Here is a 22,867-nt window from a genome sequence, read left to right on the forward strand (position 1 = left end):
CTCAGATCCCGAGCAACTGGCGGGCCAGCCGGTGCAGGCGGTGGCGCGGCTGCACCAGCGCTTCCAGCACGCTGAAGTGATTCAGCCCGGGCAGCGCTTCGCAGACCGGCACGGCCGCCGTCCCCCAGGCCTGGCGCATCAGGGTGTTCTGGCGCAGGAACTCATCGCTTTCGGCCCCGCCGGCCACACAGGACAGCGCTCCCCGGTCAGACAGGGCCGCCGGGGCGGGAAACCGCGCCGGGCTCGCCTGCGCCACCTGTGCGGGTGTCAGGCGCAGCGCATCGCGCAAAAATGGGGTGTGGCGCAAGGGCTCCAGTTCGTACAGGCCCGAGATCGACAGCGCGTTTTTCACCAGCGCCGGTGGCAGATCGCTGCGCCATTGGGGCCACAGAGCCGCCAGCAGCATCGCCGCCAGATGCCCACCGGCCGAGTGCCCGACGACGGTGATGCGGTCGGGATCACCGCCGTGGGTGGCGATGTGGTCCCAGGTCCAGACCAGCGCCTTGACCATCTGCAGCGCGATGTCGGGCACCGTCACCGCCGGGCACAACGCGTAGTTGGGCACCACGACCACCGCCCCCCGCTGCACGAACGGCGGCGCCACAAAACTGTGATCGCGCTTGTCCAGGCTGCGCCAATAACCCCCATGAATGAACAGCAGCACCGGGGCCAGCGGCCGATCGGCCTGGCGCGGTGGCAGAAACAGGTCGAGCGTCTCGCCACTGCCATGGCCATAGGCCACATCGGGCAGGCACACCAGACGCTGCCGCGCCTCGGCCGAGGCACTGGCCCAGTGCGCCAGATGCTTGGCATGCGCAGGCACCAGCGCCCGGTTGTTGTACTGGGCGTCCAGCCAGGCGGTGTCGGTTCGGGCATTCATGCCGGCGATTTTGGCACGCACGGGCCAAGGGGTGGCTCAGAGCGGGCCATAATGGATTCTGAATTCAGAATCCCGAAACCATGCCCACCGTCCCGCTGCGACCCGCATCACCGCCCGACCTCGTCGAGCAGGTCTACCAGGCCTTGCTGGAAGCCATCAGCGACGGCACGCTGCCACCGGGCAAGCGCCTGACCCAGGAAGACCTGGCGAGCTGGCTGGCGGTGTCGCGCCAGCCGGTCACCCTCGCCCTTCGCCGGCTGAAACAGGATGGTCTGGTGCAGGCCGCCCCGCTGGCGCACGGAGCGGCCGGGCGCACACGCGGGCTGCAGGTCAGCCCCCTGGACCCCGAACAGGTCGCGCGCGTGCACCAGGTGCGCAGCGCCCTGGATGCGCTGGCGGTGCAGTTAGCCGCGCAGCGCCGAGCCGACATGGACCCGGCCCTGTTCATCCGCGGGCGCGCGGCGGTGGCGCGCGGCGACGTGCGCGCCATGATCGCGGCCGACCTCGACTATCACCGCGCGCTCTATCAGGCCTCGGGCAACCCCCTGATCGAACAGAGCGCCCTGCTGCACTGGCACCACATCCGCCGCGCCATGGCGCTGGTGCTGCGCACCCATCCCCTGCGGGCGTCCGTATGGGATGAACACGCAGCCATCGCGGCCGCCATCGCCGCTGGCGACGCCACGCACGCCGAGGCCCTGATGCGCGAACACGGCCAGCAGGCGCGCGAACGCCTGTTCAACCGCCTGGCCACCCTGACACCGACATCGACACCCCCTGACGACGGCAGGTCCGGCAGTCCCCAAGAGGCTGCCGGACAGTCCCCCGCCGCGCCTGCGAACCAGGCCCGGACCCTGTCAAAGACCTGACCGCCCACCCCCGCGGTCGCCCACCCCCTCCTACAATTTTTTCGGCCTCCCGGCCTTTCCGAGACATCGTGAACGCCTTTTCCTCTCCGCCTCCAACCGTCGCCGTGCTGGGCATCGGCATGATGGGTTTTCCCATGGCCCGCCGCCTGTGCGAAGCCGGGCTCACCGTACACGCCTGGAACCGCTCGCGCGACAAGACCGAACGGCTGCAACCGTTCGGCGCCCATGTGCACGACACCCCGGCCCAGGCAGTCGCGCAGGCCGACATCGTGATCACCCTGCTGCAGGACGGCCTCGCGGTCGAAGACGTGCTCTTCCACCAAAGCGCCGCCCACGGCCTGCGCCCCGGCTCGCTGGTGGTGGACATGTCGTCCATCCAGCCCCGCCAGGCGCGCGACCACGCCGCCCGGCTGGCCGCGCTGCAAGTGCGCCACCTGGACGCCCCGGTCTCCGGGGGCACGGTCGGTGCGGAGGCCGGCACGCTGGCCATCATGGCCGGGGGCCGCGCCGCCGACTTCGAGCGGGCGCAGCCCGTGCTGGCCCTGCTGGGGCGCGCCACCCACGTCGGCCCCACCGGCGCCGGGCAACTGGCCAAGCTGGCCAACCAGATGATTGTGGGCATCACCATCGGCGCCGTGGCCGAGGCCCTGCTGCTGTGTGAAAAAGGCGGCGCCGACATGGGCAAGGTGCGCCAGGCCATCGCCGGAGGCTTCGCCGACAGCCGCATCCTGCAGGTGCATGGGCAGCGCATGGTCGAACGCGACTTCGACAAGCGCGCGGCCATCGCCGTGCAGCTCAAGGACATGCGCAACGCCCTGAGCACGGCGCAGGAAATCGGCTTCGATGCGCCCATCACCGCCCTGTTCGAGCAGCTTTTTGCCGACGCGGTCGACCACGGCCTGGCCGAACTGGACCATTCGGGCCTGTTTGTCGAACTCGCCAGCCGCAACGGCCTGTGCTGAGCCGCGCAGGGCAGCCGCTCTGAGCGCATAAGCCGGGCTTTGACCCGGCTTTTCTTCGCCTTGCTGCCCCACCAAGCCGCCAGAATCGGCTGGAGCCGGGGCTGTACCCGCACGGAGATACCCGATTGAATCCGTCCACCCTCATCGGCATGATCGCCAGCGTGGTGCTCATGGCGGTGATCCTGCTGTTTGCGGTCGATGACCCGCTGCGTTTCATTGATGCGCCCAGCATCGCCATCGTGCTCGGTGGCACGCTCGCAGCCACCTTCCTGAGCTATCCGCTGCGCGAGGTGTTGCGCGTGTTCCAGCTCGTGGGCAAGGTCATCCGCCAGGAACGCATCGACACCAAACTGCACATCGAAGAGCTGGTGGTGATCTCGCGCCTGTGGATGCAGGGCGACCTTCAGGCCGTCGAACGCGCCCTGGCACAAATCCAGAACCCCTTCCTGCGCACCGGCGTGCAGCTCGTCATCGACCATACGCCCGAAGACGAAATCATCGACCTGCTGCAATGGCGCATCGCCCACATGCGTTCGCGCGAAGCCGCCGAGGCCCAGATCTTCCGCCTCATGGCCACCTACGCGCCAGCCTTCGGCATGCTCGGCACCCTGCTCGGCCTCATCAACCTGATGGAGCTGATCGGCGCGGGCGACATGAAGGCCATCGGCCAGCAACTGGCGATCGCCCTCATCACCACCTTCTACGGCATCCTGCTGGCCAACCTGGTGTTCAAGCCGATTGCGGTCAAGCTCGAACGCCGCACCGAGCAGCGCCTGGTGCTGATGAACATGGTGCTCGAAGGCATCTCGCTCATGCACGCCGGCCGCAGCCCTGCGCTGATGCGCGAAACCCTCAAGGCCTTCGTGGCGCAGTACGACGACGAAATCTACGACGGCAAGCCCGAACGGCCGGCCAAGCCTTCGCATGGCCATCGCTGAAACATCGCCGCCTGCTGCACCGGCACCGCGCCGCCCGACACCGGCGCGCGTCTCCACCCAGTCGGGCCGGTACCGCCGCTGGCACATGGAGGAGCGCCATGAAACCGAAGAAGAGGGCTGGCTGCTCACCTACCTGGATGTCATCACGCTGATGCTGGTGGTGATGGTCGTCATGCTGGCTTTTTCCGGACCACCCCAGTCCCACCTGCCCTCCACCGAGAGTCCCGACACCGTCACCGCAGCCACGACCGCCTCGCCGACCTCCACGCCCAGTAGCGCTGCGAACGAAGCCAGCACCAGCAACCCGCTGAACGCCGCCACCACGGCGGGCACAGGCACACCCAGCATCGTGCCACCACTGCCCCTGCCCGTGCCTCAGAGCGGGCCCACCGCTCCCGCCGCACCGCCGCCGCCGTCCCCGCTGGACCAACTCGGACGCGACGTGGAGGTGCTGCGCTCGGAACAGGGCGTGCGCCTGCGCATCAACAGCGAGCTGCTGTTCCCGTCAGGCACGGCAAGTCTCGGCGAAAGCGGGCGTCAGGCGCTGAGCCAGATCCTGCCCGCCCTCAAAGCCGAGCCCCTGATGCGCCTGACGGTAGAAGGCCACACGGACAGCACCCCGATCCACACCGAGCGCTTTCCGTCCAACTGGGAGCTGTCGGCCAGCCGGGCTGCCGCCGTGGCCCGATACCTCATCGACCAAGGCATCGCCCCCCAACACATCGAAGCGACCGGCTACGCCGACACCCGCCCGATCGCAGCCAAGGAAAACCCGGTCGACCGCGCCCGCAACCGCCGTGTGGAACTGGTGCTCGAAACCCCGAAGCCCGCGACTCCGTCACGTTGAAGCACCCCGAAGGCGCCCACCTTTGATAAGATCCAGCGTTGTGGGGACGTAGCTCAGCTGGGAGAGCGTCGCGTTCGCAATGCGAAGGTCGGGAGTTCGATCCTCCTCGTCTCCACCATGTGAATTTCCAGGGAAGTCCCAAGACGCCCCACCAAACTCAAAAAGCCCTTAGGAATCAACGCCTTGGGGCTTTTTTCTTGCCCGGAAAGCCGGGGGTGCCCACCTTCGCCTCACACGACCGACCGCTCGGCCAGGCCCCGGCACTCATCGTCCTGCACAGTGCCGGCGCCTACCAAGGAATTGCGGCATGCGAGGCCAGTTCGGGGCCGTGCATCCAGGCCAGGAAGGGCCCGCTGAGGTCGCCCCGAGGGCCATGATGGAGTGGTACACCACTTGCTGCGGAGGGTCCAGCCGGTCCACGTCCGGCAAGGCAAAGCGCGACTTCATGCTTCAGGTGGTGGTGGCGGTGAAGTTGAAGGACTTCACGATAGGTCGCCATTTTTCAATGTCCGCCTTGAGCCGGGCACCCAGATCGGCAGAACTGGTCCAGCGCAGTTCCAGGCCACGCTCCTCCATGGCCTTGACCAGCGCCGGGTTGCCCAGCGCCGACTTGAGCGCTGCGTTCAGGGCGTCGACCCTGGCCGCTGGGGTGTTGACCGGGAGGAAGAAGCCGAACCAGTCGTCGAGCACGACCTCTTTGAATCCCTGTTCCACAAAGGTGGCCACCGTGGGGGCAAAGCGGCTGCGTTTCTCGCCCGTGGTGGCCAGCAGGCGGCACTTGCCGCCGGCCACGAACGGAAGAAAGTCGCCCAGGGGGGCGCACACGGCGGCGATCTGGCCACCGACCATGTCCTGAATCGCAGGCAGAGTGCCACGGAAGGGCACATGGGTGAGCTCAGCGCCGGCCGAGCGGGCCGCCATGCCGCCCGCGAAGTGGGGCGTGGAGCCGGCAGCGGGCGAGCCGAAGTTGGCCGCACCCGGGTTCTGCTTGCACCATTTGAAGAAGTCGGCCATGGTGGTCACGCTGGCGGGCACCTGGGGACCGACCGCGAACGCCAGATCGAACACCCCGCCCATGGACACGGGGACGAAGTCCGCCACCGGGTCATAGGGGAGCTTGGCGTAGGTGTGCGGAAAGATGCCCATCATGGGCATGGGGGTCATCAGAATGGTGTTGCCGTCTGGCGCAGCGGCCTTCACCGTCGACACCGCGATCTGGCTGGCCGCCCCCACCTTGTTCTCGACCAAGACAGTGCGCGCATAGCCCGGTGAGATGGCCTCGGCCACGCGGCGCGCAAACAGGTCGACCAGGGTGCCGGGCGGTGGCCCGACGACGATCCGAGCCAGCTCGGACGGCGCTGCGGCACCTTGCGCTCGCGCCCAGGGCAGGCCGCTGGCCGAGGCAAGTGTGGCCGCCGCCAGTTGCAGGCAGCGGCGACGGGAAGGGATATGGGACGGTGTCATGGTGGTCTCCGTTGGTGTTATGGGGAAGCAGGGGAATCCATCGATTGCACGAGAAAGGCGCCCACGGTTTCCGCGAACGCCAGAGGCAGTTGCACGTTGCCGATGTGACCGGCCCCGGGCAGCGTGGTCAGGGTGACATGGGGCAGCCGGTCGGACATCAGCCGGGCCAGTGCGGGCGGAGCGGCCGCGTCGAGCTCCCCAGCCACCACCAGGGTGGGCGCGGTGATGCGGTGCAACTGGTCGAGGTGGTCCAGCCGCTGGATCGCGCCGATGGCCGCGGCGTAGCCGTCGAAAGGGGTGGACGCAATCTGCTCCGCGACCCATTGCAGCGTCATGGGTGCCGACGCCGCAAAGTCGGGTGGGAACCAGCGGCCCAGGATGCCCGGAACCTGCGCAGCCATGCCTTCGTCGGCCGCCTGTTGCAGCCGGGAGCTCCACAGGTCGCGGATGGTGGGCTCGGTACGGGCGCTGGTGTGCGCCAGCACCAGGGCCTGGGTGCGCTCGGGCCAGGCGAGCGCAAAGGCCTGCGCCACCATGCCGCCCAACGACAGCCCGACCAGGGCCGCGCGGCCCACCCCCAGGGCGTCGAGGACATGCCGGACCTCAGCGGCGTATTGGCTCAGGGTGGTGACGTCGGGCAGCACCGGGCTGCGCCCATGTCCGGGCAGGTCGACGCAGACCACCTGGAACCGGGTGGTCCACGCGGGCAACTGCGGAAGCCAGAGAGCACTGTGGGTGGCCAACGGATGCAGCAGCACAACCACGGGCGCGCCGTCCGGCCCATGCACGCTGTGAAAAAGGCGGGGAGCGCTCATCACACGCCCCCGGTGCGCCAGCGGCCGAGACCGATGCCGGTGTACCAGGCCGGCACGGCCTTGTAGTACAGGGTGTCGAAGGCGCCGCCGTCGGCCACGCCATGGGCCACCAGCCAGGTGCGCACTTCCTCGGCGCCGTTGCCGGCCTCGTGCACGCGGTGGGTCGCGTGGTCCAGCAGGCGGGCGTCGTCGCCCGCGGCCAGCAGGCGCAGGAACTCGCGGTCGAAGGCTTCGTTCACCAGGCCCATGCGGGGGGTGGCGATGTCGTGGCTCAGGCCGCCGGTGGCCAGCACGGACACCCGTTCGCAGCCGCCGTAGCTGCGCAGCGCCTGGCCCAGCAGGCGGCCCCACTGCAGCGCGCGCTTCATGGGCGGCAGCGGGGGCTGCACGCAGTTGATCAGCACCGGCACCACCACCACTTCGCGGGCGATGCCCGCCAGGTGCAGCGGCGCGAGCGTGCCGTGGTCGAGGGTCAGCGCCATCGAGAAGGCTGGGTCGAAGCCGCCTTCGAGCGCGCTGGTGATGAGGTGCCCGCCCAGTTGCACGTCGCCGCGCAGTTCGTGCTGGTCAATCTTGAGCCAGTGCTCCACCGGCGACTTCCAGGATGCCGCGGCGCCGATGCAGACCGCCGGCAGGTTGTCCAGGAAGAAGTTGTGCACATGGTCGTCCGAGACCACGACCACGGCGTCCGGACGGGCCTGCCGGATCTCTTCGCCCACCTGCCGGAAGCCGGCAAAGATGCGCTCGCGATCTTCGTCCGGTATGGCACCAGGGAAGTTGATCATCACCGGCGTGTGGCTGGTGGCGTGTACCGAAACGATCTCAGCCATGGGAGGCCTCCCCAGTCGAATCGTGGACCACCGCGCGCAGCGAGTCCAAGAACGCGGCCTCGGAAATCCGCAAGCCCAGACAGTGCGCGCGCAGCAGCAAGGGGTTGACGCCGGCGAGGTACATGGCACCGATGTCGTTGTCGCGGATCGCGGCCTTCATGGCGGCGGCCAGCGGCACCTCGGCCATGTAGGTGTCGGGGTCGACCTTGTAGCGTTGCAGGTGGCTGTCGACGTGGTGGATGTCGTAGAGCACGCGGTTCATCCAGTAGGCTTCGGCCGTCGGCATGATCTGGCGCCAGTTGCTCTGCGTCATGCGCTGCCCTTCTGGCGCAGTTGCCGCTCCAGCCAGTCCACGATGGTGGGCAGCGTCATCGGCGTCAGGCCCATATGACCCCCGGGGAACATGCGAACCGACTTGGGCCAGCCGTGGTCGAGCAGCAGGTGGATGTCGGCCACCGGGCACTGCTTGTCCTCCTTGCCGTTGACCAGCAGCAGCGGTGCGCAGGGCCGGTCCAGCAGGCCCTGATCGAGCAGCGAGAGCCGCCCGAAGCCGGCGACGTATTCGTCGTCGTTGGTGGCGCCCAGCATGCGGCTGCGGGTTTCGACCAGTTCCATCAGGTAGCTGTCCGGGTAGCGCGAGGCCTGCACCCACTCAGGCTGAAACATGTGGTGCACACCGCCACCCCAGTTGACCGCGCCGGCCAGGGCATCCGGCAGCAGGTGCGCGAGTTTGGTGGCCCAGTAGCCGCCGAAAGAGCGGCCGAAAACAGCGGGCCTGGCGCCGTCCAGATCGGGCTGCGCAGCGATCCATTGCAGCGCGGTGATGAACTGGCGCTCGGCGTCCGGCACGCCTTTGACGGGCGACTCTCCGGTGCCGGCGTTGTCCATCGCCACGGTGGCCACGCCCCGCGCCAGCAAGGCATCGCACGCGGCGGTCATCTGCTCCTTGCAGGCGTCGACACCACCCCACATCAGCACCACGGGCGGGCGCGTCACGCCCACCGGTTTGCGCACCAGCACCACCACCTGCGACCCCTCACCGGCGTGACCGGCAAAGGGGATCTCGACGCGCTCGATGGGTTCGCGCCAGTGGCGGCTAACGGCCAGGTAGGTCTCGCGCTCGGCGACCGCGCAGCGCTCCTTCGCGGGGTGATTGGGGCAAGGAAACCGCCCCATGAAGAAAAGCCCGCTGGCTTTCTGGTACAGGGCCGCAGCCCGGCCGGCGTCGCCGGCCTGTTCGGCCTGGGCGGCCTCGCTGCGCACGCGCTCGCCCAGACCGAACCAATAGCCACCCCAGGTGGCGCCGTCCAGACCGGGCACGCCGTCGATGAAGGCGGGGCCGTCGTCCAGGTCGATGGCGTTCATCGGATGAAAGCGGGAGGCCAACCGCTGGTGCATCCACCGTTTGGACTCGTCGAGGGTCTTGGGGCGGTCGGCAACATCAGCGACCGGTACAGCGTGGCTCAAGGCGGGAACTCCTGTGGTGGGGCAAGGCGGTCTTGCGGGAACTGGCAGGAGGGATCGTAGGAAAAAGAAACCCACGATGTTGTTCTGTCCGTGTAGCGCCATTTGACTGGGCCTGCGATGCGTTTTGCCTGGGATGGCGACAGGCCCCTGGTCGCATTGACGGCCCTTGTTCAGCCCACGCCTAATGCCCGCATCGGCTCCCGATCCGGGCAGCCCGGCCACTTGTCTGCATCCATTTTTCGAACACCATGAACACCTCATCCAAGCGCAGGGCCTTGATCGTTGGCGGCGGCATCGCGGGCATGTCCACCGCCATCACACTGAGAAAGATCGGCATGGCCGTGGACCTGATCGACCTCGACCCGCAGTGGCGGGTGTACGGCGCGGGCATCTCGATCACCGGCCCCACGCTGCGCGCCTTCGGGGCGCTCGGCATCCTGGATGAGGTGCGGCGCGAAGGCTTCACCGGCGACGGCATCCAGGTCTGCGATGCGCAAGGCGCACCCTCGCACGTGGTGCCCACGCCCATCGTGGCCGACGATGACGTGCCAGGCTCGGGCGGGATCATGCGCCCGGTCCTGCACCGCATCCTGTCCGAGAAGACCCTGGCCAGCGGCGCGCAGGTGCGCCTGGGCCTGACGGTGGACCGGCTGGACTCGGACGTCGACGGGATAACGGCCTGCCTGTCCGACGGGACCTCGGGACGGTACGACCTGGCGGTGGGCGCGGACGGGGTGTTTTCCAAAGTCCGGCACCTGCTGTTTCCAGAGGCACCCGGGCCGGTCTACACCGGCCAGTGTGTCTGGCGCGTGACCGTGCCGCGCCCGCCTGAGGTGGAGCGCCGCATGTTCTTTCTCGGCGGGCCGCTGAAGGTCGGGCTCACGCCGGTGTCGCGCGACGAGATGTACATGTTCGTGCTAGAGACGGGGCCAAAGCGCCCCCCCATGCCAGACGATCAGTTGCCGGGCGAACTCCAGCGCCTGCTGGCCGGTTACGGCGGCGTGCTGCGGAACGTTCGCGAGGGTTTGAATCCGTCGTCCCACGTGGTGCTGAGACCGCTGGAGGGCTTCCTGCTGCCGCGCCCCTGGGAAAGAGGCCGCGCCATCCTCATCGGCGATGCGGCGCACCCGACCACCCCGCACCTGGCCTCGGGCGCGGGCATGGCGGTGGAGGACGCCCTGGTGCTGGGCGAAGAGCTGGCCCGAAACGGATCGGTCGAGGCGGCCTTCGAGGGCTTCATGAACCGGCGCTACGAGCGCTGCCGCCTGGTGGTGGAGAACTCGCTGGAGATCGGGCGGCGCGAGCAGTCCCGTGCACCGATGCACGAGCAGGCCGAGCTGGTGGAGCGCTCGCTGCGCATCCTCGCAGAGCCCATCTGAGGCCTGCGAGCCGGGACCGCCACCGCTCAGCGGCGAATGGCCGGAACCGCGTCTGCCAGCGCCCGGGACCGACGGAACTCTCGCGGGCCGATGCCGAATTCGGCCTTGAAAGCACGACTGAAATGCGACACATTGCTGAAGCCCCAGGCGTAAGCAATCTCGCCGATGGACCGGGACCTCAGGGCCGACGCCGACAAGTCGCGGCGGCACAGCGCCAGACGCTGTTTCCACACCGACCTCATCAGCGGATGACCACCCGGCTCGTCGAACAGTTCGTAGACATGGCGCTGCGACAGGCCGACACCCCGCGCGATGGACAGCGCGCTGAGCTGGCTGTCCCAGAGGTGGTCGCGCACATAGGCCAGGATGCGCTGGCGATGCAGCGTCTTCAGCCGCGTGGGGGAAGAATCCGTTTCATCCAGCAACGTGCGTAGCGCGGGCGCCAGCAGGCGGGGCAAGGCCTCGGCAATGTCGTCGGCCGTGTCTTCGCCGATGTCGGGCACCATGGCGAACAACTGGTCCAGCAGGCCTGTGAACAGCGCGCCGGTCTTCACGCCGGGCCGGATGGCGCGCGCCGTCAGCATGTCCCAGTGCGGCAGCACCTGGCGCAGGGCCTGGGGCTCCAGATAAACCGAATGCACGGCGCTGTCGGTGGTCTGGATGTGGAAGGGCCGAGATGGGTCGATCACGAAAAAATCACCCGCCTCGACGCGGCTCTCGCGGTCACCTTGCGCCACCACGGCGGCCCCCTGCCGGTGGTACGACACCAGCAACCGGGACTCGCTCGCGTTCCGGGTCCGGGTGGACACCGTGGAATGGGCCGAGAACCGCAGTGCAGCAAAACGGAGTTTGCGACCGAAGTAGCCCTGCACCTCCGCCGTCAAGGGCGTGGCAGGCGGGCTGCTGATGGCCAGGTGCATGGCGAAGGTGGACTGCATCTCCTGCTGGAACCGCTGAGCCCGAAGTGGCTCAGGGGTGCTGTCCATCGTGAAATGACAGGCTTTGCCGGGCACGGCGGTGGCGGTTTTCATGTTGTCTCCAACGGGTCTTCTGTGCGCTGGGACCCGATGAGACATTAAAACCCGATCGGCAAAACCAGACCGACAAACGGGTTGTGCAACGCGCCCCTCCCGAACGAACCTCTGCAGCACCTGGTCTTGTCAGGCATTCATGAGCTTCCGGGATGCGACACATACGCAGTTGCAGGCCTTCGAGCCGGGACAAGCGACGCACCCGCGTCTTGCCCACCTGCCAGCCCTCCCGTTTGAGCATCACCAGAACCCTCTGGTAACCCAACCGCGGCCGGCTCATTGCGATGTCCCGGATACGTTATCGAGGCGCACTTTGGTCGCATGCCTCGCACTTGACATACCAGATCGGGCGCTGCAGCAGCGCCCGTCGGCACGAGTGGTGCACCCTCACCTTGAAGCGTGCCTGCATCCAGGCGGCCAGCTCGCGGCGCTTGGCAGCGGATACGCAATCCGCTCCTCGCTGAATCGGGACTTCTTCATCGCTTCTACCTGCCTCTCTCGGGGCCTTGGGAAGCAACCGTACCTATGGTTTTGACCCATCGCGGTTTTTCGGGGAACGTCACATATGCCGCTGAACCTGATGATCCATGGTGCGCGGCGCAACAAAAAAGCCCGAAGTCGTGAGACTCCGGGCTTTCGCAAAAAATGGTCGGCGTGGCGGGATTCGAACTCGCGACCCCTTGCACCCCATGCAAGTGCGCTACCAGGCTGCGCTACACGCCGACAAGCCTTAGATTATAGCCTGACTGAAGCCACTTTCAGAACGGCTCGTCAAGAAGATTGCGGATCTCCCTCAACTCCTGGCGAACACGGGGCAACCAGCCCCCCGGACCGTCGCTTTCAGCGCTCATCGGTGTCTGCACCAGCACCGCCTCCTGCACGGCACCCTCGGCGGACCGCTCATCGGTTGGAGCGTCATCATGCCGGTCCGGTTGGCCTGCAAGCTCCTGAAGCCGGTTGCGCGCCCCGCTGATGGTGAACCCTTGGTCGTAGAGCAGCTCGCGGATGCGCCGGATCATCAGCACCTCGTGATGCTGGTAATAGCGCCGGTTACCGCGGCGCTTCATGGGCCGCAACTGGGTGAACTCCTGCTCCCAGTACCGAAGCACATGGGGCTTCACACCACAGAGGTCGCCCACTTCACCGATGGTGAAGTAGCGTTTGGCCGGGATGGGTGGCAGCGCGTTTTCCATGAAAAATCAAGGCGATACAAGCCGAACCTTGAAATTTACTCTAAGCGCGGTGCGCTGAAACTCCAGATCGGCAAATAGGTGTCGACATGTTGTGTTCCCGCCCCTGAAGGCGGGAAAAACACCCATGCGCAGCGATCAGGCCCCGGTGATCGCAGCTTGCACCTGCTCCTTGAGCTTGGGGCTCGCATGGAAAGTGACCACGCGCCGCGCCTCGATGGCCACGGGCTCCCCGGTGCGGGGATTGCGGCCCGGGCGGGCCGCCTTGGTCCGGATCTGGAAGTTGCCGAAGCCGGAAATCTTCACGTCCGTGCCATTGACCAGGCTGTCGGTGACCAAGTCAAAAAACGCGTCGATCATGTCCTTGGACTCGCGCTTGTTCAGCCCGATCTGGTCAAACAGCAGTTCGGCCAGCTGCGCTTTGGTCAGCGCGGGCGTTTCCAGGCTTTCGACGGCCAGTTCCATGTGTGCTCCTGTGTCTTGTTGTGGTGCGGGCCAAGTCAGCGCAAGCGCGCTGCCACACCATGGGCCAGCGCCTTGAGCACCGACTGTACCGACGCTTCAATTTCGTCGTCGGTCAGTGTAGCGTCGTCCCGGCTCAGCGTCAGGCGAATCGCCAGACTCTTTTCATCTGCAGCCAGCGCACCGCTAACGCCATCGGCCTGCTTCTTGGGCCGGTACAGGTCGAACAGGGCTGCCTGCCTCAGCAGCGGCAAACCCGATGTACGGATGGTCGCCATGACGGCATCGTGCGACACCGACTCCTTGACCACGATGGCGATGTCCCGCTCCACGGGCTGGTGGCGGCTGACGGGCTGGAACACCGGGACATCGCGCCGCAGCACGGCGTCAAGCGCCAACTCGAACATCACAGGCGCCTGGACCATGTCGTAGGACTGCCGCCATTTGGGGTGCAGTTCACCCACATGCCCGATGCAGCGATCATCCAGCCACACGCTGGCGCAGCGCCCGGGGTGCATAGCGGGGTGTTCTGCGGGTTTGAAAACGGGCTGCAGCGGTGCCAGCAGCGCCTGCACATCGCCCTTGACATCGAAAAAGTCCACCAACCGATCGGCCGTTCCCCATTGCAGGCCATCCGCACCGCCATAGGCCAGGCCGGCCACGTGCATGGGCTGGTCGAAACCCGCCACGGTCGTGTCGCTGTCCACCACCGCAGCGTCCTTGCGGAACACGCGCCCCAGTTCAAAGAGCCTCACGCGCTGGGCCTTGCGATCCAGATTGAACTTGAGGACCGCGATCAGACTACCCAGGAGGGACGAGCGCATCACGCTCATCTGGCTGGCAATCGGATTGAGCAGCTTGATCGGGTCGGCATTGCCCGCAAGCTCGCGCTCCCAGCGTTCTTCGACAAAACTGAAGTTGATGGTTTCCTGGTAGCCCAGTTGTGCCAGTTGGCGGCGCACGGCAAACGGTCCCCGCTGGCTTTCGGTACGCAGCTTGGCGGTGATCGGTGCCAGTGGCGGATTGGTCGGCAATTGCTCGTAGCCGATGACCCGCGCGACCTCTTCGATCAGGTCTTCCTCGATCTGCAGGTCAAACCGGAAAGCCGGCGGTGCAACCGTGACCGTCCCGTCACCTTCGGAGACCTCGAGGCCGAGGCGGCGCAATGCGCCGGCACACTGGGCTTGTGTCACCGGCATCCCGATGACCTTGACCGCCCGCGCCACGCGCAGCGTCACCGGCTTTCCCTCCGGCAGAGCCAGGGTCTGGTCGTCCAGCGGTCCGGCCTGGCCGCCGCAGATGTCGAGCACCAGTTGCGTGATGCGCTCGATATGTTCCACCGTGGTCGACGGATCGACACCCCGCTCGAAGCGGTGACCGGCGTCGGTGCTGAAGTTGTAGCGGCGCGACCGGCCGGCAATGGCCTGCGGCCACCAGAACGCCGCCTCGATGAAGATGTTCTGCGTCTCGTCGGACACCGCCGTGGCGTCGCCTCCCATGATGCCGGCAAGCGATTCGACCTGATGGTCGTCCGCGATCACGCCCACGGCGCCGTCGACCACAACGGTATGGCCGTTGAGCAGCTTGAGTTGCTCGCCCTCACGCCCCCAGCGCACCTGCAGACCACCGTGAATTTTGTCGAGGTCAAAGATGTGTGAAGGTCGCCCCAGCTCGAACATCACGTAGTTGGAAATGTCCACCAACGGCGAAATGCTGCGCTGACCGCAGCGCGCCAGACGGTCGACCATCCAGCCCGGCGTCTGCGCCTGGGTGTTCACACCCCGCACCACTCGGCCACTGAAACGGCCGCACAGGTCACTCGCGTGCACGGTCACAGGCAGACGGTCGGCCACGCCCGCAGGAACCGGCGGGAACTCGGGCTGCAAGAGGGGGGTATCGGTCAAGGCAGACACCTCGCGCGCAATGCCGTACACGCTCAGGCAATGCGCCAGATTGGGCGTGAGCTTGAGCGTGAACAGCATGTCATCCAGCGCCAGTTGCTCGCGGATGTTGCGCCCGATCACGGCGTCGTCGTCCAACTCCAGCAGACCATGGCTCTCTTCCGAGATCTTCAGCTCCTTGGCCGAACACAACATGCCCTGGCTTTCCACGCCACGCAGCTTGCCCAGTTTGATGGCGAAGGGCTTGCCGTCTTCACCCGGAGGCAGCAAGGCGCCTACCGTCGCGCAAGGCACCTTGATGCCGGCACGGGCATTGGGTGCACCGCAGACGATGTTGAGCGGAGCACCCTGCCCCACGTCCACCTGGCACACACGCAGGCGGTCAGCGTTGGGGTGCTGCTCGGCACTCAGGATCTGCCCCACCACCACCCCCGTGAACGCGGGCGCCACGGGGTGCAGCTCTTCGACCTCCAGACCGGCCATGGTCAGGGTGTCAGCCAGTTGCTGACTGGTCAAGGACGGATTGCAGAAGGCTCGCAGCCAGGACTCGGGAAATTGCATGGAACGACTCGGTAAGCGACGACGCGAAGATGTTTACTGGAATTGCTTCAGGAAACGGATGTCGCCGTCGAAGAACAGGCGCAGATCGTTGACGCCGTAGCGCAACATGGTCAGGCGATCGGGCCCCATGCCAAAGGCAAAGCCGATGTACTTTTCGGGGTCCAGCCCCATGTTGCGCACCACGTTCGGGTGCACCTGGCCGGAGCCAGCCACTTCCAGCCACCGGCCAGCCAGCGGGCCGCTCTGGAACTGGATATCGATTTCGGCACTTGGCTCGGTGAACGGGAAAAAGCTGGGGCGAAAGCGCAGCACCAGGTCATCGCTCTCGAAGAAGGTCCTGCAGAAGTCGGTAAAGACCACTTTCAGATCCTTGAAGCTCACATTCGCACCGATCCAGAGACCTTCGCACTGGTGGAACATGGGCGAGTGGGTCGCGTCGCTGTCCACCCGGTAGGTACGCCCAGGAGCAATCACCCGAATCTCGGGCATGTCACCACCAAAAAGTTGGCCGGAACGCGGATCGAAACCGTTCCCGTGCTTGCGCACGTGCGCATGCGCATACCGGATCTGCATGGGGCTGGTATGCGGCCGCAGAGGCAGCAGCAACCCATCGGCACTGCGGCCGTCCACATAGAACGTGTCCTGCATGGAACGCGCCGGGTGGTTGGGCGGGTTGTTCAGGGCTGTGAAGCTGAACCAGTCGGTTTCGATCTCGGGACCATCGGCCACATCGAACCCCTGGGAGGCAAAGATCGCCTCAATGCGCTCCATCGTCAGACTGACCGGATGCAAGCCACCTTGCCCGCGCTGGCGCCCCGGCAGAGTCACATCGAGCGCTTCGGCTTTCAGCTGAACCTGCAACTCGGCATCGGCCAGGGCTTGGCGCCGCTCGGTCAACGCCGCTTCAATCGCCTGCTTGGCCACATTGATCGCTGCCCCCCGGGTCTTTTTCTCATCGACCGACAAGGCAGCCATGCCCTTCATCAGCTCCGTGATGCGGCCCGACTTGCCCAGGTACAGCGCCTTGGCATTTTCGAGATCGGCCGGTGTGGTGGCCTGGGCAAACGCACCCCGGGCACCGTCCACCAGAACATCCAACTCGTTCATGTGTGTCTTTCGGCAAAACAATGAAAAAGGGGCTGAAGCCGGCGGCAAACCGCTCAAGCCTCAACCCCTTCAAACGACGTGACCGCCAAGCTACCGAAGAGGCAGCCCTCGGCCGTCGGAAATCAAGCGGCGGCCAGCTTGGCTTTGACTTGTTCCACGATGCTGTTGAAGGCAGCAACGTCGTTGACGGCCAGATCGGCCAGAACCTTGCGGTCGATGGCGATCTCGGCTTTCTTCAGGCCATTGGCGAACTGGCTGTACGTCAGGCCGCAAGCACGGGCACCAGCGTTGATACGCGCAATCCACAGTTGGCGGAAAACGCGCTTCTTGGTACGGCGATCACGGTAGGCGTATTGGCCCGCCTTCATCACCGCCTGCTTGGCGATGCGGAAGACGTTGCCGCGACGGCCGCGGAAACCCTTGGCCAGAGCCAGAACTTTCTTGTGTCGGGCGCGAGCCGTGACACCACGTTTGACGCGAGGCATGTGTGTTCTCCTTGTTCGTCGTGATTACAGGCCAGCCGAGGGCAGCATCTGTGCCATGTGACCCATGTTGGTCTCATGCACCGTCACCGCACCGCGAAGGTGGCGCTTGTTCTTGGTGGTCTTCTTGGTCAGGATGTGACGTTTGAAGGCTTGACCGCGCTTGACGGTCCCACCCGGACGAACGCGAAAACGCTTTTTCGCGCTGCTCTTGGTCTTCATTTTGGGCATTCTCATGCTCCTGTTTTGTTTGTGCTCGTGAGGCGCCGCGAACCTTCCGCGAACTTGTTGGCCCCGAGACACTTCTGATGAGGCTCCCGAAAGAGCCCCCGATCGGCCATGGTTTTCACCCTGGCCTGCGATGAAAAGGCCCGAAGACCTTATCACCCCTTTCTGTTCAACCGACCTGCCTCAATCAGGCGGCCTGCCCAGCTGGCGCTTCAGCCGCCTTGGGAGCGGAACCACCACCAGCCTTCTTGCGTCCAGGCGCGATCATCATGATCATTTGCCGCCCTTCCAGCTTGGGGAACTGCTCGACGATGATCGCATCACCCAGGTCGTCCCGGATGCGATTCAGCAGTGCGAGACCCAACTCCTGGTGGGTGATTTCGCGACCGCGAAACCGCAGCGTGATCTTGCATTTATCACCGTCGTCCAGAAAACGGCGGATGTTGCGCATCTTGATGTTGTAGTCGCCGTCGTCGGTACCGGGACGGAACTTGACTTCCTTGATCTCGATGACCGTCTGCTTGGCCTTGGCCTCAGCCGCCTTCTTCTGCTCCTGGTACTTGAACTTGCCGTAGTCCATCAGCCGGCAAACCGGCGGAGTGGCCGTTGCCGCAATTTCCACCAGATCCACATCCAGCTCACCGGCCATGCGCAACGCCTCTTGGAGACTCACGATGCCCAGTGGCTCGTTTTCCGGTCCATTGAGGCGAACCTCCGGAGCCATGATTTCTCGGTTCAGGCGGTGTGCACGCTCTTCACGCTGGCGGCGGTCGCGAAAATTGGTAGCTATGGCGGTTTCCTTGGATGGGCAAGTTAAAAAAACGGCGACATCCCCATCGGGGACGCACATACGAAGGAAGCAACAGCCTATGCGGCTCCGGAAGGATTTACACCTTGGAAGCTATATCTGCCGCCACAAGCCTGGAGAAGTCCTCCAGCGGCATGACACCGAGGTCTTTGTTGCCTCGCGCCCGCACGGCCACGGCTCCAGCAGCTTTCTCTTTGTCGCCCACGACAAGGATAAAAGGCAGCTTTTGCAACGCGTGCTCCCGTATTTTATACGTAATTTTTTCGTTGCGCAGATCAAGAGCCACCCTAAGCCCTTGATTTTGCAGCATTTCGGTGATTTCGCGACAGTAATCGGCTTGGGAATCGGTGATATTGAGCACCGCCACCTGCACAGGGGCCAGCCATGCAGGCAGCGCGCCCGCATGCTGTTCGATCAAGATACCGATGAAACGCTCCAAGCTGCCGACAATGGCCCGGTGCAGCATGACAGGGCGATGGCGGCTGCCATCCTCACCGACAAACTCCGCATCCAGGCGCTCCGGCAGATTGGGATCGACCTGGATCGTGCCGCACTGCCATTCGCGCCCCAGCGCATCCTTGAGCGTGTACTCGATCTTGGGCCCGTAGAAAGCCCCCTCACCCGGCAGATAAGTGAACTCGCACCCCGACGCCCGCAAACCCTCGGCCAGCGCCGCCTCGGCCTTGTCCCAGCTCTCCTCGGTCCCGATCCGTTTTTCCGGGCGGGTGGACAGCTTGTAGATGATGTCGGTGAAGCCGAAGTCTTTGTAGACCTTCTGCAGCAGTGTGGTGAACGCCTGGACCTCACCCTGGATCATGTCTTCCGTGCAGAAGATGTGACCATCGTCCTGCGTGAAAGCGCGTACGCGCATGATGCCGTGCAGACCACCCGTGGGCTCGTTGCGGTGACAGGCGCCAAACTCGCCATAGCGCAGCGGCAGGTCGCGATAGCTCTTGATACCCTGCTTGTAGATCAGGATGTGACCAGGGCAGTTCATCGGCTTGAGCGCGTACTCGCGCTTTTCCGACTCGGTGGTGAACATGTTCTCGCGGTACTTGTCCCAGTGGCCCGTCTTCTCCCACAGCGACTTGTCGAGAATCTGCGGCCCCTTCACTTCCTGGTAGCCGTTCTCACGGTACACCTTGCGCATGTACTGCTCGACCTCTTGCCAGATCACCCAACCCTTGGGGTGCCAGAACACGGTCCCCGGGGAATGCTCGTCAAGGTGGAACAGGTCCAGCTCGCGGCCGATCTTTCGGTGATCGCGCTTCTCGGCCTCCTCCAGCATGGTCAGGTACTGCTGCAGATCGTCCTTGCTCGCCCAAGCCGTGCCATAGATGCGCTGCAGCATCTCGTTGCGATGATCGCCGCGCCAGTAAGCGCCCGCCACCTTCATCAGCTTGAAGTGCTTGAGCTTGCCCGTACTCGGCACGTGCGGCCCCCGGCAAAGGTCTTCGAACGCCCCTTCGCGATAGAGCGACACGTCTTCGTTGCTGGGAATGCTGGCGATGATCTCGGCCTTGTAATGCTCACCCAAACCCTTGAAGTACGCCACCGCCTCGTCACGCGGCAGCACACGGCGCACCACAGGCTCGTCCTTGGCGGCGAGTTCGGTCATGCGCTTTTCGAGCGCCACCAAATCTTCGGGCGTGAAGGGGCGCTTGTAGGAGAAGTCGTAATAGAAGCCGTTGTCGATCACCGGACCGATAGTGACCTGTGCCTCGGGAAACAGTTCCTTGACCGCATAAGCCAGCAAATGCGCGGTCGAGTGACGGATCACCTCAAGACCATCGGCATCTTTGGCCGTGACGATGGACAACGGGCTGTCCTGGCTGATGAGGTGGCTGGTATCCACCATCTTGTCACCGATCTTGCCGGCCAACGCAGCCTTGGCCAGGCCACTGCCGATCGAGGCAGCGACATCGGCGACCGTGACCGGCCCGGGAAACTCGCGTTGGGAACCATCGGGAAGCGTGATGTGCAACATGGCGTATCCGAAAAACAAAAAGCGCGGCAGAGGCCGCGCTAGGAGAGGGAGGAGCAAGAAATCGGGCAGGCGCGAACTGCAGGCCTCAAAGGGCCAGAAAAACCACCTCCGGTGTAGTTCGCGGTGTCATAACCTGAATGCCTTTCTCGATCTTGCTGATCAAACTGCCTTGCATTCTCTCATACATCGGCCAACCGCTATCACCCGATGCTCAGCCGAGCGGATGCCCCGGAGCCCCCTCTCGTGCGTCCGCGTACCAGCCGAGGAGCACCGACCAGGAAGGATGTTTGTCACGCAACAGAACATGGGCACGCCGGTTGGCCACCAAGAGCTCGGGCGTTTTGGCGCCGTTAGAGCTTCCCTGCCCCATGTGATAGACGAGCGAGTCTTTGACGCACACCACCCGCCGGCCAGCCAGAATCGTGCGGTAGCTGAAATCCGTCTCCTGTCCGTAGTAGACAAACGATTCGTCAAAATAGCCCAGACTGACCATCCAGTCCCTGCGCACGCCATAGCAATACCCATAGCCGTAAGGATCGTCCAGAACGATGGAGGGAAGCTGGCTCGCAAGGGCATCCATCTGGGCCTCGATAAGGCTTCCTGCTGCGTCAAAAACCTCAGGCGCATCGAGCGCCTGCAATCTGGAGCAAGGATCCCCCGCGCCACCACCCCGGTAGGGCATCGAGGGGCTGGCAACCGCGACCGACGGCATGTCCAAGGCACGCAGCAGCGCACTGGCCCAGCCGGCGCCGCAAATGATGTCCGGATTGACGAAACACAGGTACGGCGCCCGCGACTGTCTGGCAAACGCATTCCAGATCTGCGTGAGGCTGCGGTTGTCCGCGTTGTTGTCGATCACGGTCAACCGGTAGGGCACATCCGTTTTGGCACGAATGCTGTCGATGGCCGCTCGCTCGAACGCCTCGCTCCGGTATGTGACCATGAGGATGTCAAGCACAGGCGCGTCGTCGGGCGCCCCCTTTTCCCGACCATGGGTGTCCTGACAGGAAGCAAGGAATATCGAAAGATTGTTCATGTAACGGGACCAGCGATCGGCAGCGACGGAATATAAACCCCTCCTGCCATGCCACACACCCCGCACGACACAGCACCTGGAAGGCCTGCGACCATCACCGCATGCAAACAAACAAGCCCAAGGCTCACGCCTTGGGCTTGAGATGCCCGACTGATGCCGTGGATCAGTGGAACTGCTCTTCTTCGGTCGAACCGGTCAGCGCCTTGACGCTGGACGAGCCACCCTGGATCACCGTGGTCACGTCGTCAAAGTAGCCTGCGCCGACTTCCTGCTGGTGCGACACGAAGGTGTAGCCCTTCTCACGAGCGGCGAACTCAGGCTCTTGCACCATTTCCGTGTAGTGCTTCATGCCTTCGCCCCGGGCGTAGGCATGGGCGAACTGGAAGGTCTGGAACCAGTTGATGTGGATACCGGCCAGGGTGATGAACTGGAACTTGTAGCCCAGCGCGGACAGGTCTTCCTGGAAGGAAGCGATCTGTTTTTCGTTGAGGTTCTTCTTCCAGTTGAACGAGGGCGAGCAGTTGTAGCTCAGCAGCTTGCCGGGGCAGGCAGCATGCACGGCCTGGGCGAATTCGCGGGCGAAGCCGATGTCGGGCACGCCAGTTTCACACCACACCAGATCGGCGTAGGGGGCGTAGGCCACGCCGCGGCTGATGGACTGCTCCAGACCGTTCTTGACGCGGAAGAAGCCTTCCTGCGTGCGCTCCCCGGTGAGGAAGGGCTTGTCGTTGGCATCGTGGTCGCTGGTGATCAGGTTGGCGGCCTCGGCATCGGTGCGGGCCAGCACGATGGTCGGCACGCCCATCACGTCGGCGGCGAAGCGCGCGGCGATCAGCTTCTCCACGGCCTCCTGCGTCGGCACCAGCACCTTGCCACCCATGTGGCCACATTTTTTGACCGCAGCCAATTGGTCTTCAAAGTGCACGCCAGAGGCGCCGGCAGCGATCATGTTCTTCATCAGCTCGAAGGCGTTCAGCACGCCGCCGAAACCGGCCTCTGCATCGGCCACGATGGGCAGGAAGTAGTCGATGAACTCAGCGCTGCCCGGCTCGACACCACGGCCCCACTGGATTTCGTCAGCGCGTTTGAAGGTGTTGTTGATGCGGCGAACCATGGTCGGCACGGAGTCGTAGGCGTACAGCGACTGATCCGGGTACATGGTTTCCGAGGTGTTGCCGTCGGCAGCGACTTGCCAGCCCGACAGATACACGGCTTCCAGGCCGGCCTTGGCCTGCTGCATGGCTTGACCAGCGGTGATCGCGCCGAAAGCATTCACGTAGCCCTTCTTGGCGCCGCCGTTGATCTTGTCCCAGAGTTTTTCCGCACCACGCTGAGCCAGCGTGTATTCGGGCTGCAGGCTGCCGCGCAGACGAACCACATCGGCCGCGGTGTAGCCACGCTTGACGCCCTTCCAACGGGGGTTGTTGGCCCAGTCTTTTTCGAGGGCTTCGATCTGCTGCTGACGGCTGAGTTGCTCTTTCAGGGATTGGGGCATGTCGGGACTCCGTGAGGTTGGTGAAGAGGTCGATCAGCTCAGGCCTTGCTGGCTGTGTCGATGGCTTCACTTTAAGTCTTATAGAAGACACAGGAAAGCTCTTATGTCTTATACAAGACTTTTTTATT

Annotated in this window: 23 protein-coding genes and 2 tRNA genes; 6 read left to right on the forward strand and 19 right to left on the reverse strand. The window is 64.8% G+C overall.

Annotated elements, in window-relative coordinates:
* Position 1: 1 nt before the first annotated feature.
* Complete coding sequence (locus tag L0977_RS02905) at positions 2–880, reverse strand: alpha/beta hydrolase (protein WP_234263206.1); 879 nt, start codon at positions 878–880, stop codon at positions 2–4.
* 80 nt (positions 881–960) lie between these two features.
* On the opposite strand from L0977_RS02905, the gene L0977_RS02910 reads away from it, so the two are divergent.
* From L0977_RS02910 to L0977_RS02930, 5 genes are all read left to right on the forward strand, one after another.
* Complete coding sequence (locus tag L0977_RS02910; RefSeq protein ID WP_234263207.1) at positions 961–1,749, forward strand: GntR family transcriptional regulator; 789 nt, start codon at positions 961–963, stop codon at positions 1,747–1,749.
* A 68-nt stretch (positions 1,750–1,817) separates the two neighbouring features.
* On the forward strand, positions 1,818–2,711 hold the full coding sequence (locus tag L0977_RS02915; RefSeq protein ID WP_326491041.1) for an NAD(P)-dependent oxidoreductase: 894 nt from the start codon (positions 1,818–1,820) through the stop codon (positions 2,709–2,711).
* A 125-nt stretch (positions 2,712–2,836) separates the two neighbouring features.
* Complete coding sequence (locus L0977_RS02920; RefSeq protein ID WP_234263208.1) at positions 2,837–3,649, forward strand: motility protein A; 813 nt, start codon at positions 2,837–2,839, stop codon at positions 3,647–3,649.
* Entirely contained in the window at positions 3,636–4,496 is an 861-nt protein-coding gene (locus tag L0977_RS02925) for an OmpA/MotB family protein (RefSeq protein WP_234263209.1), read from the forward strand. Before L0977_RS02920 ends, L0977_RS02925 begins: the two co-directional genes overlap by 14 nt.
* Positions 4,497–4,538: 42 nt before the next feature.
* Positions 4,539–4,614: transfer RNA gene (locus L0977_RS02930), tRNA-Ala, on the forward strand.
* 332 nt (positions 4,615–4,946) lie between these two features.
* Here L0977_RS02930 and L0977_RS02935 read toward each other — a convergent pair.
* Genes L0977_RS02935 through L0977_RS02955 form a run of 5 tightly spaced genes read right to left on the reverse strand, consistent with a single transcriptional unit; the run spans position 4,947 to position 9,072 of the window.
* Positions 4,947–5,960: a Bug family tripartite tricarboxylate transporter substrate binding protein gene (locus L0977_RS02935; RefSeq protein ID WP_234263210.1), complete on the reverse strand. Its 1,014-nt coding sequence runs from the start codon at positions 5,958–5,960 to the stop codon at positions 4,947–4,949.
* Between the two features lie 17 nt (positions 5,961–5,977).
* A complete protein-coding gene (locus tag L0977_RS02940; protein WP_234263211.1) occupies positions 5,978–6,775 on the reverse strand; it encodes an alpha/beta fold hydrolase in 798 nt (265 codons plus the stop codon).
* Positions 6,775–7,605: a 2,3-dihydroxyphenylpropionate 1,2-dioxygenase gene (locus tag L0977_RS02945; protein WP_234263212.1), complete on the reverse strand. Its 831-nt coding sequence runs from the start codon at positions 7,603–7,605 to the stop codon at positions 6,775–6,777. Before L0977_RS02945 ends, L0977_RS02940 begins: the two co-directional genes overlap by 1 nt.
* Positions 7,598–7,918, reverse strand: coding sequence for a subunit of meta cleavage enzyme (locus L0977_RS02950; RefSeq protein WP_234263213.1), 321 nt, complete (start codon positions 7,916–7,918; stop codon positions 7,598–7,600). Before L0977_RS02950 ends, L0977_RS02945 begins: the two co-directional genes overlap by 8 nt.
* Positions 7,915–9,072 (reverse strand): alpha/beta hydrolase family protein, encoded by a 1,158-nt coding sequence (locus L0977_RS02955; protein ID WP_234263214.1) that lies wholly within the window; start codon positions 9,070–9,072, stop codon positions 7,915–7,917. The genes L0977_RS02950 and L0977_RS02955 overlap by 4 nt, the downstream gene beginning before the upstream one ends.
* 248 nt (positions 9,073–9,320) lie before the next feature.
* Between L0977_RS02955 and L0977_RS02960 the strand changes: the two genes are divergently transcribed.
* On the forward strand, positions 9,321–10,451 hold the full coding sequence (locus L0977_RS02960; protein ID WP_234263215.1) for an FAD-dependent oxidoreductase: 1,131 nt from the start codon (positions 9,321–9,323) through the stop codon (positions 10,449–10,451).
* A 26-nt stretch (positions 10,452–10,477) separates the two neighbouring features.
* Here the strand turns inward: L0977_RS02960 and L0977_RS02965 are convergent, their stop codons facing one another.
* From L0977_RS02965 to aceA, 13 genes are all read right to left on the reverse strand, one after another.
* Positions 10,478–11,482: a helix-turn-helix domain-containing protein gene (locus tag L0977_RS02965; RefSeq protein WP_234263216.1), complete on the reverse strand. Its 1,005-nt coding sequence runs from the start codon at positions 11,480–11,482 to the stop codon at positions 10,478–10,480.
* The gene (locus L0977_RS25665; RefSeq protein ID WP_442786604.1) at positions 11,421–11,777 is read right to left on the reverse strand and encodes an IS3 family transposase; all 357 of its coding nucleotides are present in this window, start codon (positions 11,775–11,777) and stop codon (positions 11,421–11,423) included. The genes L0977_RS02965 and L0977_RS25665 overlap by 62 nt, the downstream gene beginning before the upstream one ends.
* Positions 11,778–12,128: 351 nt before the next feature.
* Positions 12,129–12,205: transfer RNA gene (locus tag L0977_RS02970), tRNA-Pro, on the reverse strand.
* A gap of 35 nt (positions 12,206–12,240) precedes the next feature.
* Positions 12,241–12,675 carry a MerR family transcriptional regulator gene (locus L0977_RS02975; protein ID WP_234263217.1) on the reverse strand — a complete coding sequence of 145 codons (435 nt, stop codon included), beginning with the start codon at positions 12,673–12,675 and terminating at the stop codon, positions 12,241–12,243.
* Positions 12,676–12,810: 135 nt separating this feature from the next.
* Complete coding sequence (locus L0977_RS02980; RefSeq protein WP_234263218.1) at positions 12,811–13,137, reverse strand: integration host factor subunit alpha; 327 nt, start codon at positions 13,135–13,137, stop codon at positions 12,811–12,813.
* 35 nt (positions 13,138–13,172) lie between these two features.
* Complete coding sequence (gene pheT / locus L0977_RS02985) at positions 13,173–15,596, reverse strand: phenylalanine--tRNA ligase subunit beta (RefSeq protein WP_234263219.1); 2,424 nt, start codon at positions 15,594–15,596, stop codon at positions 13,173–13,175.
* A 33-nt stretch (positions 15,597–15,629) separates the two neighbouring features.
* Entirely contained in the window at positions 15,630–16,703 is a 1,074-nt protein-coding gene (gene pheS / locus L0977_RS02990; RefSeq protein ID WP_234263220.1) for a phenylalanine--tRNA ligase subunit alpha, read from the reverse strand.
* A gap of 122 nt (positions 16,704–16,825) precedes the next feature.
* Positions 16,826–17,188, reverse strand: coding sequence for a 50S ribosomal protein L20 (rplT, locus tag L0977_RS02995; protein WP_234263221.1), 363 nt, complete (start codon positions 17,186–17,188; stop codon positions 16,826–16,828).
* A gap of 24 nt (positions 17,189–17,212) precedes the next feature.
* Positions 17,213–17,416, reverse strand: coding sequence for a 50S ribosomal protein L35 (rpmI, locus tag L0977_RS03000; protein ID WP_234263302.1), 204 nt, complete (start codon positions 17,414–17,416; stop codon positions 17,213–17,215).
* 184 nt (positions 17,417–17,600) lie between these two features.
* Positions 17,601–18,263, reverse strand: a complete 663-nt coding sequence (infC, locus tag L0977_RS03005) for a translation initiation factor IF-3 (RefSeq protein WP_234263222.1) — start codon at positions 18,261–18,263, stop codon at positions 17,601–17,603.
* A gap of 37 nt (positions 18,264–18,300) precedes the next feature.
* Complete coding sequence (thrS, locus tag L0977_RS03010) at positions 18,301–20,208, reverse strand: threonine--tRNA ligase (RefSeq protein WP_234263223.1); 1,908 nt, start codon at positions 20,206–20,208, stop codon at positions 18,301–18,303.
* 211 nt (positions 20,209–20,419) lie between these two features.
* Positions 20,420–21,244 (reverse strand): glycosyltransferase family 2 protein, encoded by an 825-nt coding sequence (locus L0977_RS03015; RefSeq protein WP_234263224.1) that lies wholly within the window; start codon positions 21,242–21,244, stop codon positions 20,420–20,422.
* Between the two features lie 163 nt (positions 21,245–21,407).
* On the reverse strand, positions 21,408–22,739 hold the full coding sequence (aceA, locus tag L0977_RS03020; protein ID WP_234263225.1) for an isocitrate lyase: 1,332 nt from the start codon (positions 22,737–22,739) through the stop codon (positions 21,408–21,410).
* Positions 22,740–22,867: the final 128 nt, after the last annotated feature.

This window comes from Hydrogenophaga sp. NFH-34 (assembly GCF_021401345.1).
Classification (GTDB): domain Bacteria; phylum Pseudomonadota; class Gammaproteobacteria; order Burkholderiales; family Burkholderiaceae_C; genus Hydrogenophaga; species Hydrogenophaga electricum.

What these genes read in the sequence shown, in the direction of transcription:
- L0977_RS02975 (WP_234263217.1), bottom strand. Translation starts at nt 12,675, where the DNA reads ATGGAAAACGCGCTGCCACCCATCCCGGCCAAACGCTACTTCACCATC.
- L0977_RS02910 (WP_234263207.1), top strand. Translation starts at nt 961, where the DNA reads ATGCCCACCGTCCCGCTGCGACCCGCATCACCGCCCGACCTCGTCGAG.
- rpmI (WP_234263302.1), bottom strand. Translation starts at nt 17,416, where the DNA reads ATGCCCAAAATGAAGACCAAGAGCAGCGCGAAAAAGCGTTTTCGCGTT.
- L0977_RS02950 (WP_234263213.1), bottom strand. Translation starts at nt 7,918, where the DNA reads ATGACGCAGAGCAACTGGCGCCAGATCATGCCGACGGCCGAAGCCTAC.
- thrS (WP_234263223.1), bottom strand. Translation starts at nt 20,208, where the DNA reads ATGTTGCACATCACGCTTCCCGATGGTTCCCAACGCGAGTTTCCCGGG.
- pheT (WP_234263219.1), bottom strand. Translation starts at nt 15,596, where the DNA reads ATGCAATTTCCCGAGTCCTGGCTGCGAGCCTTCTGCAATCCGTCCTTG.
- L0977_RS02925 (WP_234263209.1), top strand. Translation starts at nt 3,636, where the DNA reads ATGGCCATCGCTGAAACATCGCCGCCTGCTGCACCGGCACCGCGCCGC.
- rplT (WP_234263221.1), bottom strand. Translation starts at nt 17,188, where the DNA reads ATGCCTCGCGTCAAACGTGGTGTCACGGCTCGCGCCCGACACAAGAAA.
- aceA (WP_234263225.1), bottom strand. Translation starts at nt 22,739, where the DNA reads ATGCCCCAATCCCTGAAAGAGCAACTCAGCCGTCAGCAGCAGATCGAA.
- L0977_RS03015 (WP_234263224.1), bottom strand. Translation starts at nt 21,244, where the DNA reads ATGAACAATCTTTCGATATTCCTTGCTTCCTGTCAGGACACCCATGGT.
- L0977_RS02940 (WP_234263211.1), bottom strand. Translation starts at nt 6,775, where the DNA reads ATGAGCGCTCCCCGCCTTTTTCACAGCGTGCATGGGCCGGACGGCGCG.
- infC (WP_234263222.1), bottom strand. Translation starts at nt 18,263, where the DNA reads ATGTGCGTCCCCGATGGGGATGTCGCCGTTTTTTTAACTTGCCCATCC.
- L0977_RS02935 (WP_234263210.1), bottom strand. Translation starts at nt 5,960, where the DNA reads ATGACACCGTCCCATATCCCTTCCCGTCGCCGCTGCCTGCAACTGGCG.
- L0977_RS02980 (WP_234263218.1), bottom strand. Translation starts at nt 13,137, where the DNA reads ATGGAACTGGCCGTCGAAAGCCTGGAAACGCCCGCGCTGACCAAAGCG.
- L0977_RS02905 (WP_234263206.1), bottom strand. Translation starts at nt 880, where the DNA reads ATGAATGCCCGAACCGACACCGCCTGGCTGGACGCCCAGTACAACAAC.
- L0977_RS02965 (WP_234263216.1), bottom strand. Translation starts at nt 11,482, where the DNA reads ATGAAAACCGCCACCGCCGTGCCCGGCAAAGCCTGTCATTTCACGATG.
- L0977_RS02960 (WP_234263215.1), top strand. Translation starts at nt 9,321, where the DNA reads ATGAACACCTCATCCAAGCGCAGGGCCTTGATCGTTGGCGGCGGCATC.
- pheS (WP_234263220.1), bottom strand. Translation starts at nt 16,703, where the DNA reads ATGAACGAGTTGGATGTTCTGGTGGACGGTGCCCGGGGTGCGTTTGCC.
- L0977_RS02945 (WP_234263212.1), bottom strand. Translation starts at nt 7,605, where the DNA reads ATGGCTGAGATCGTTTCGGTACACGCCACCAGCCACACGCCGGTGATG.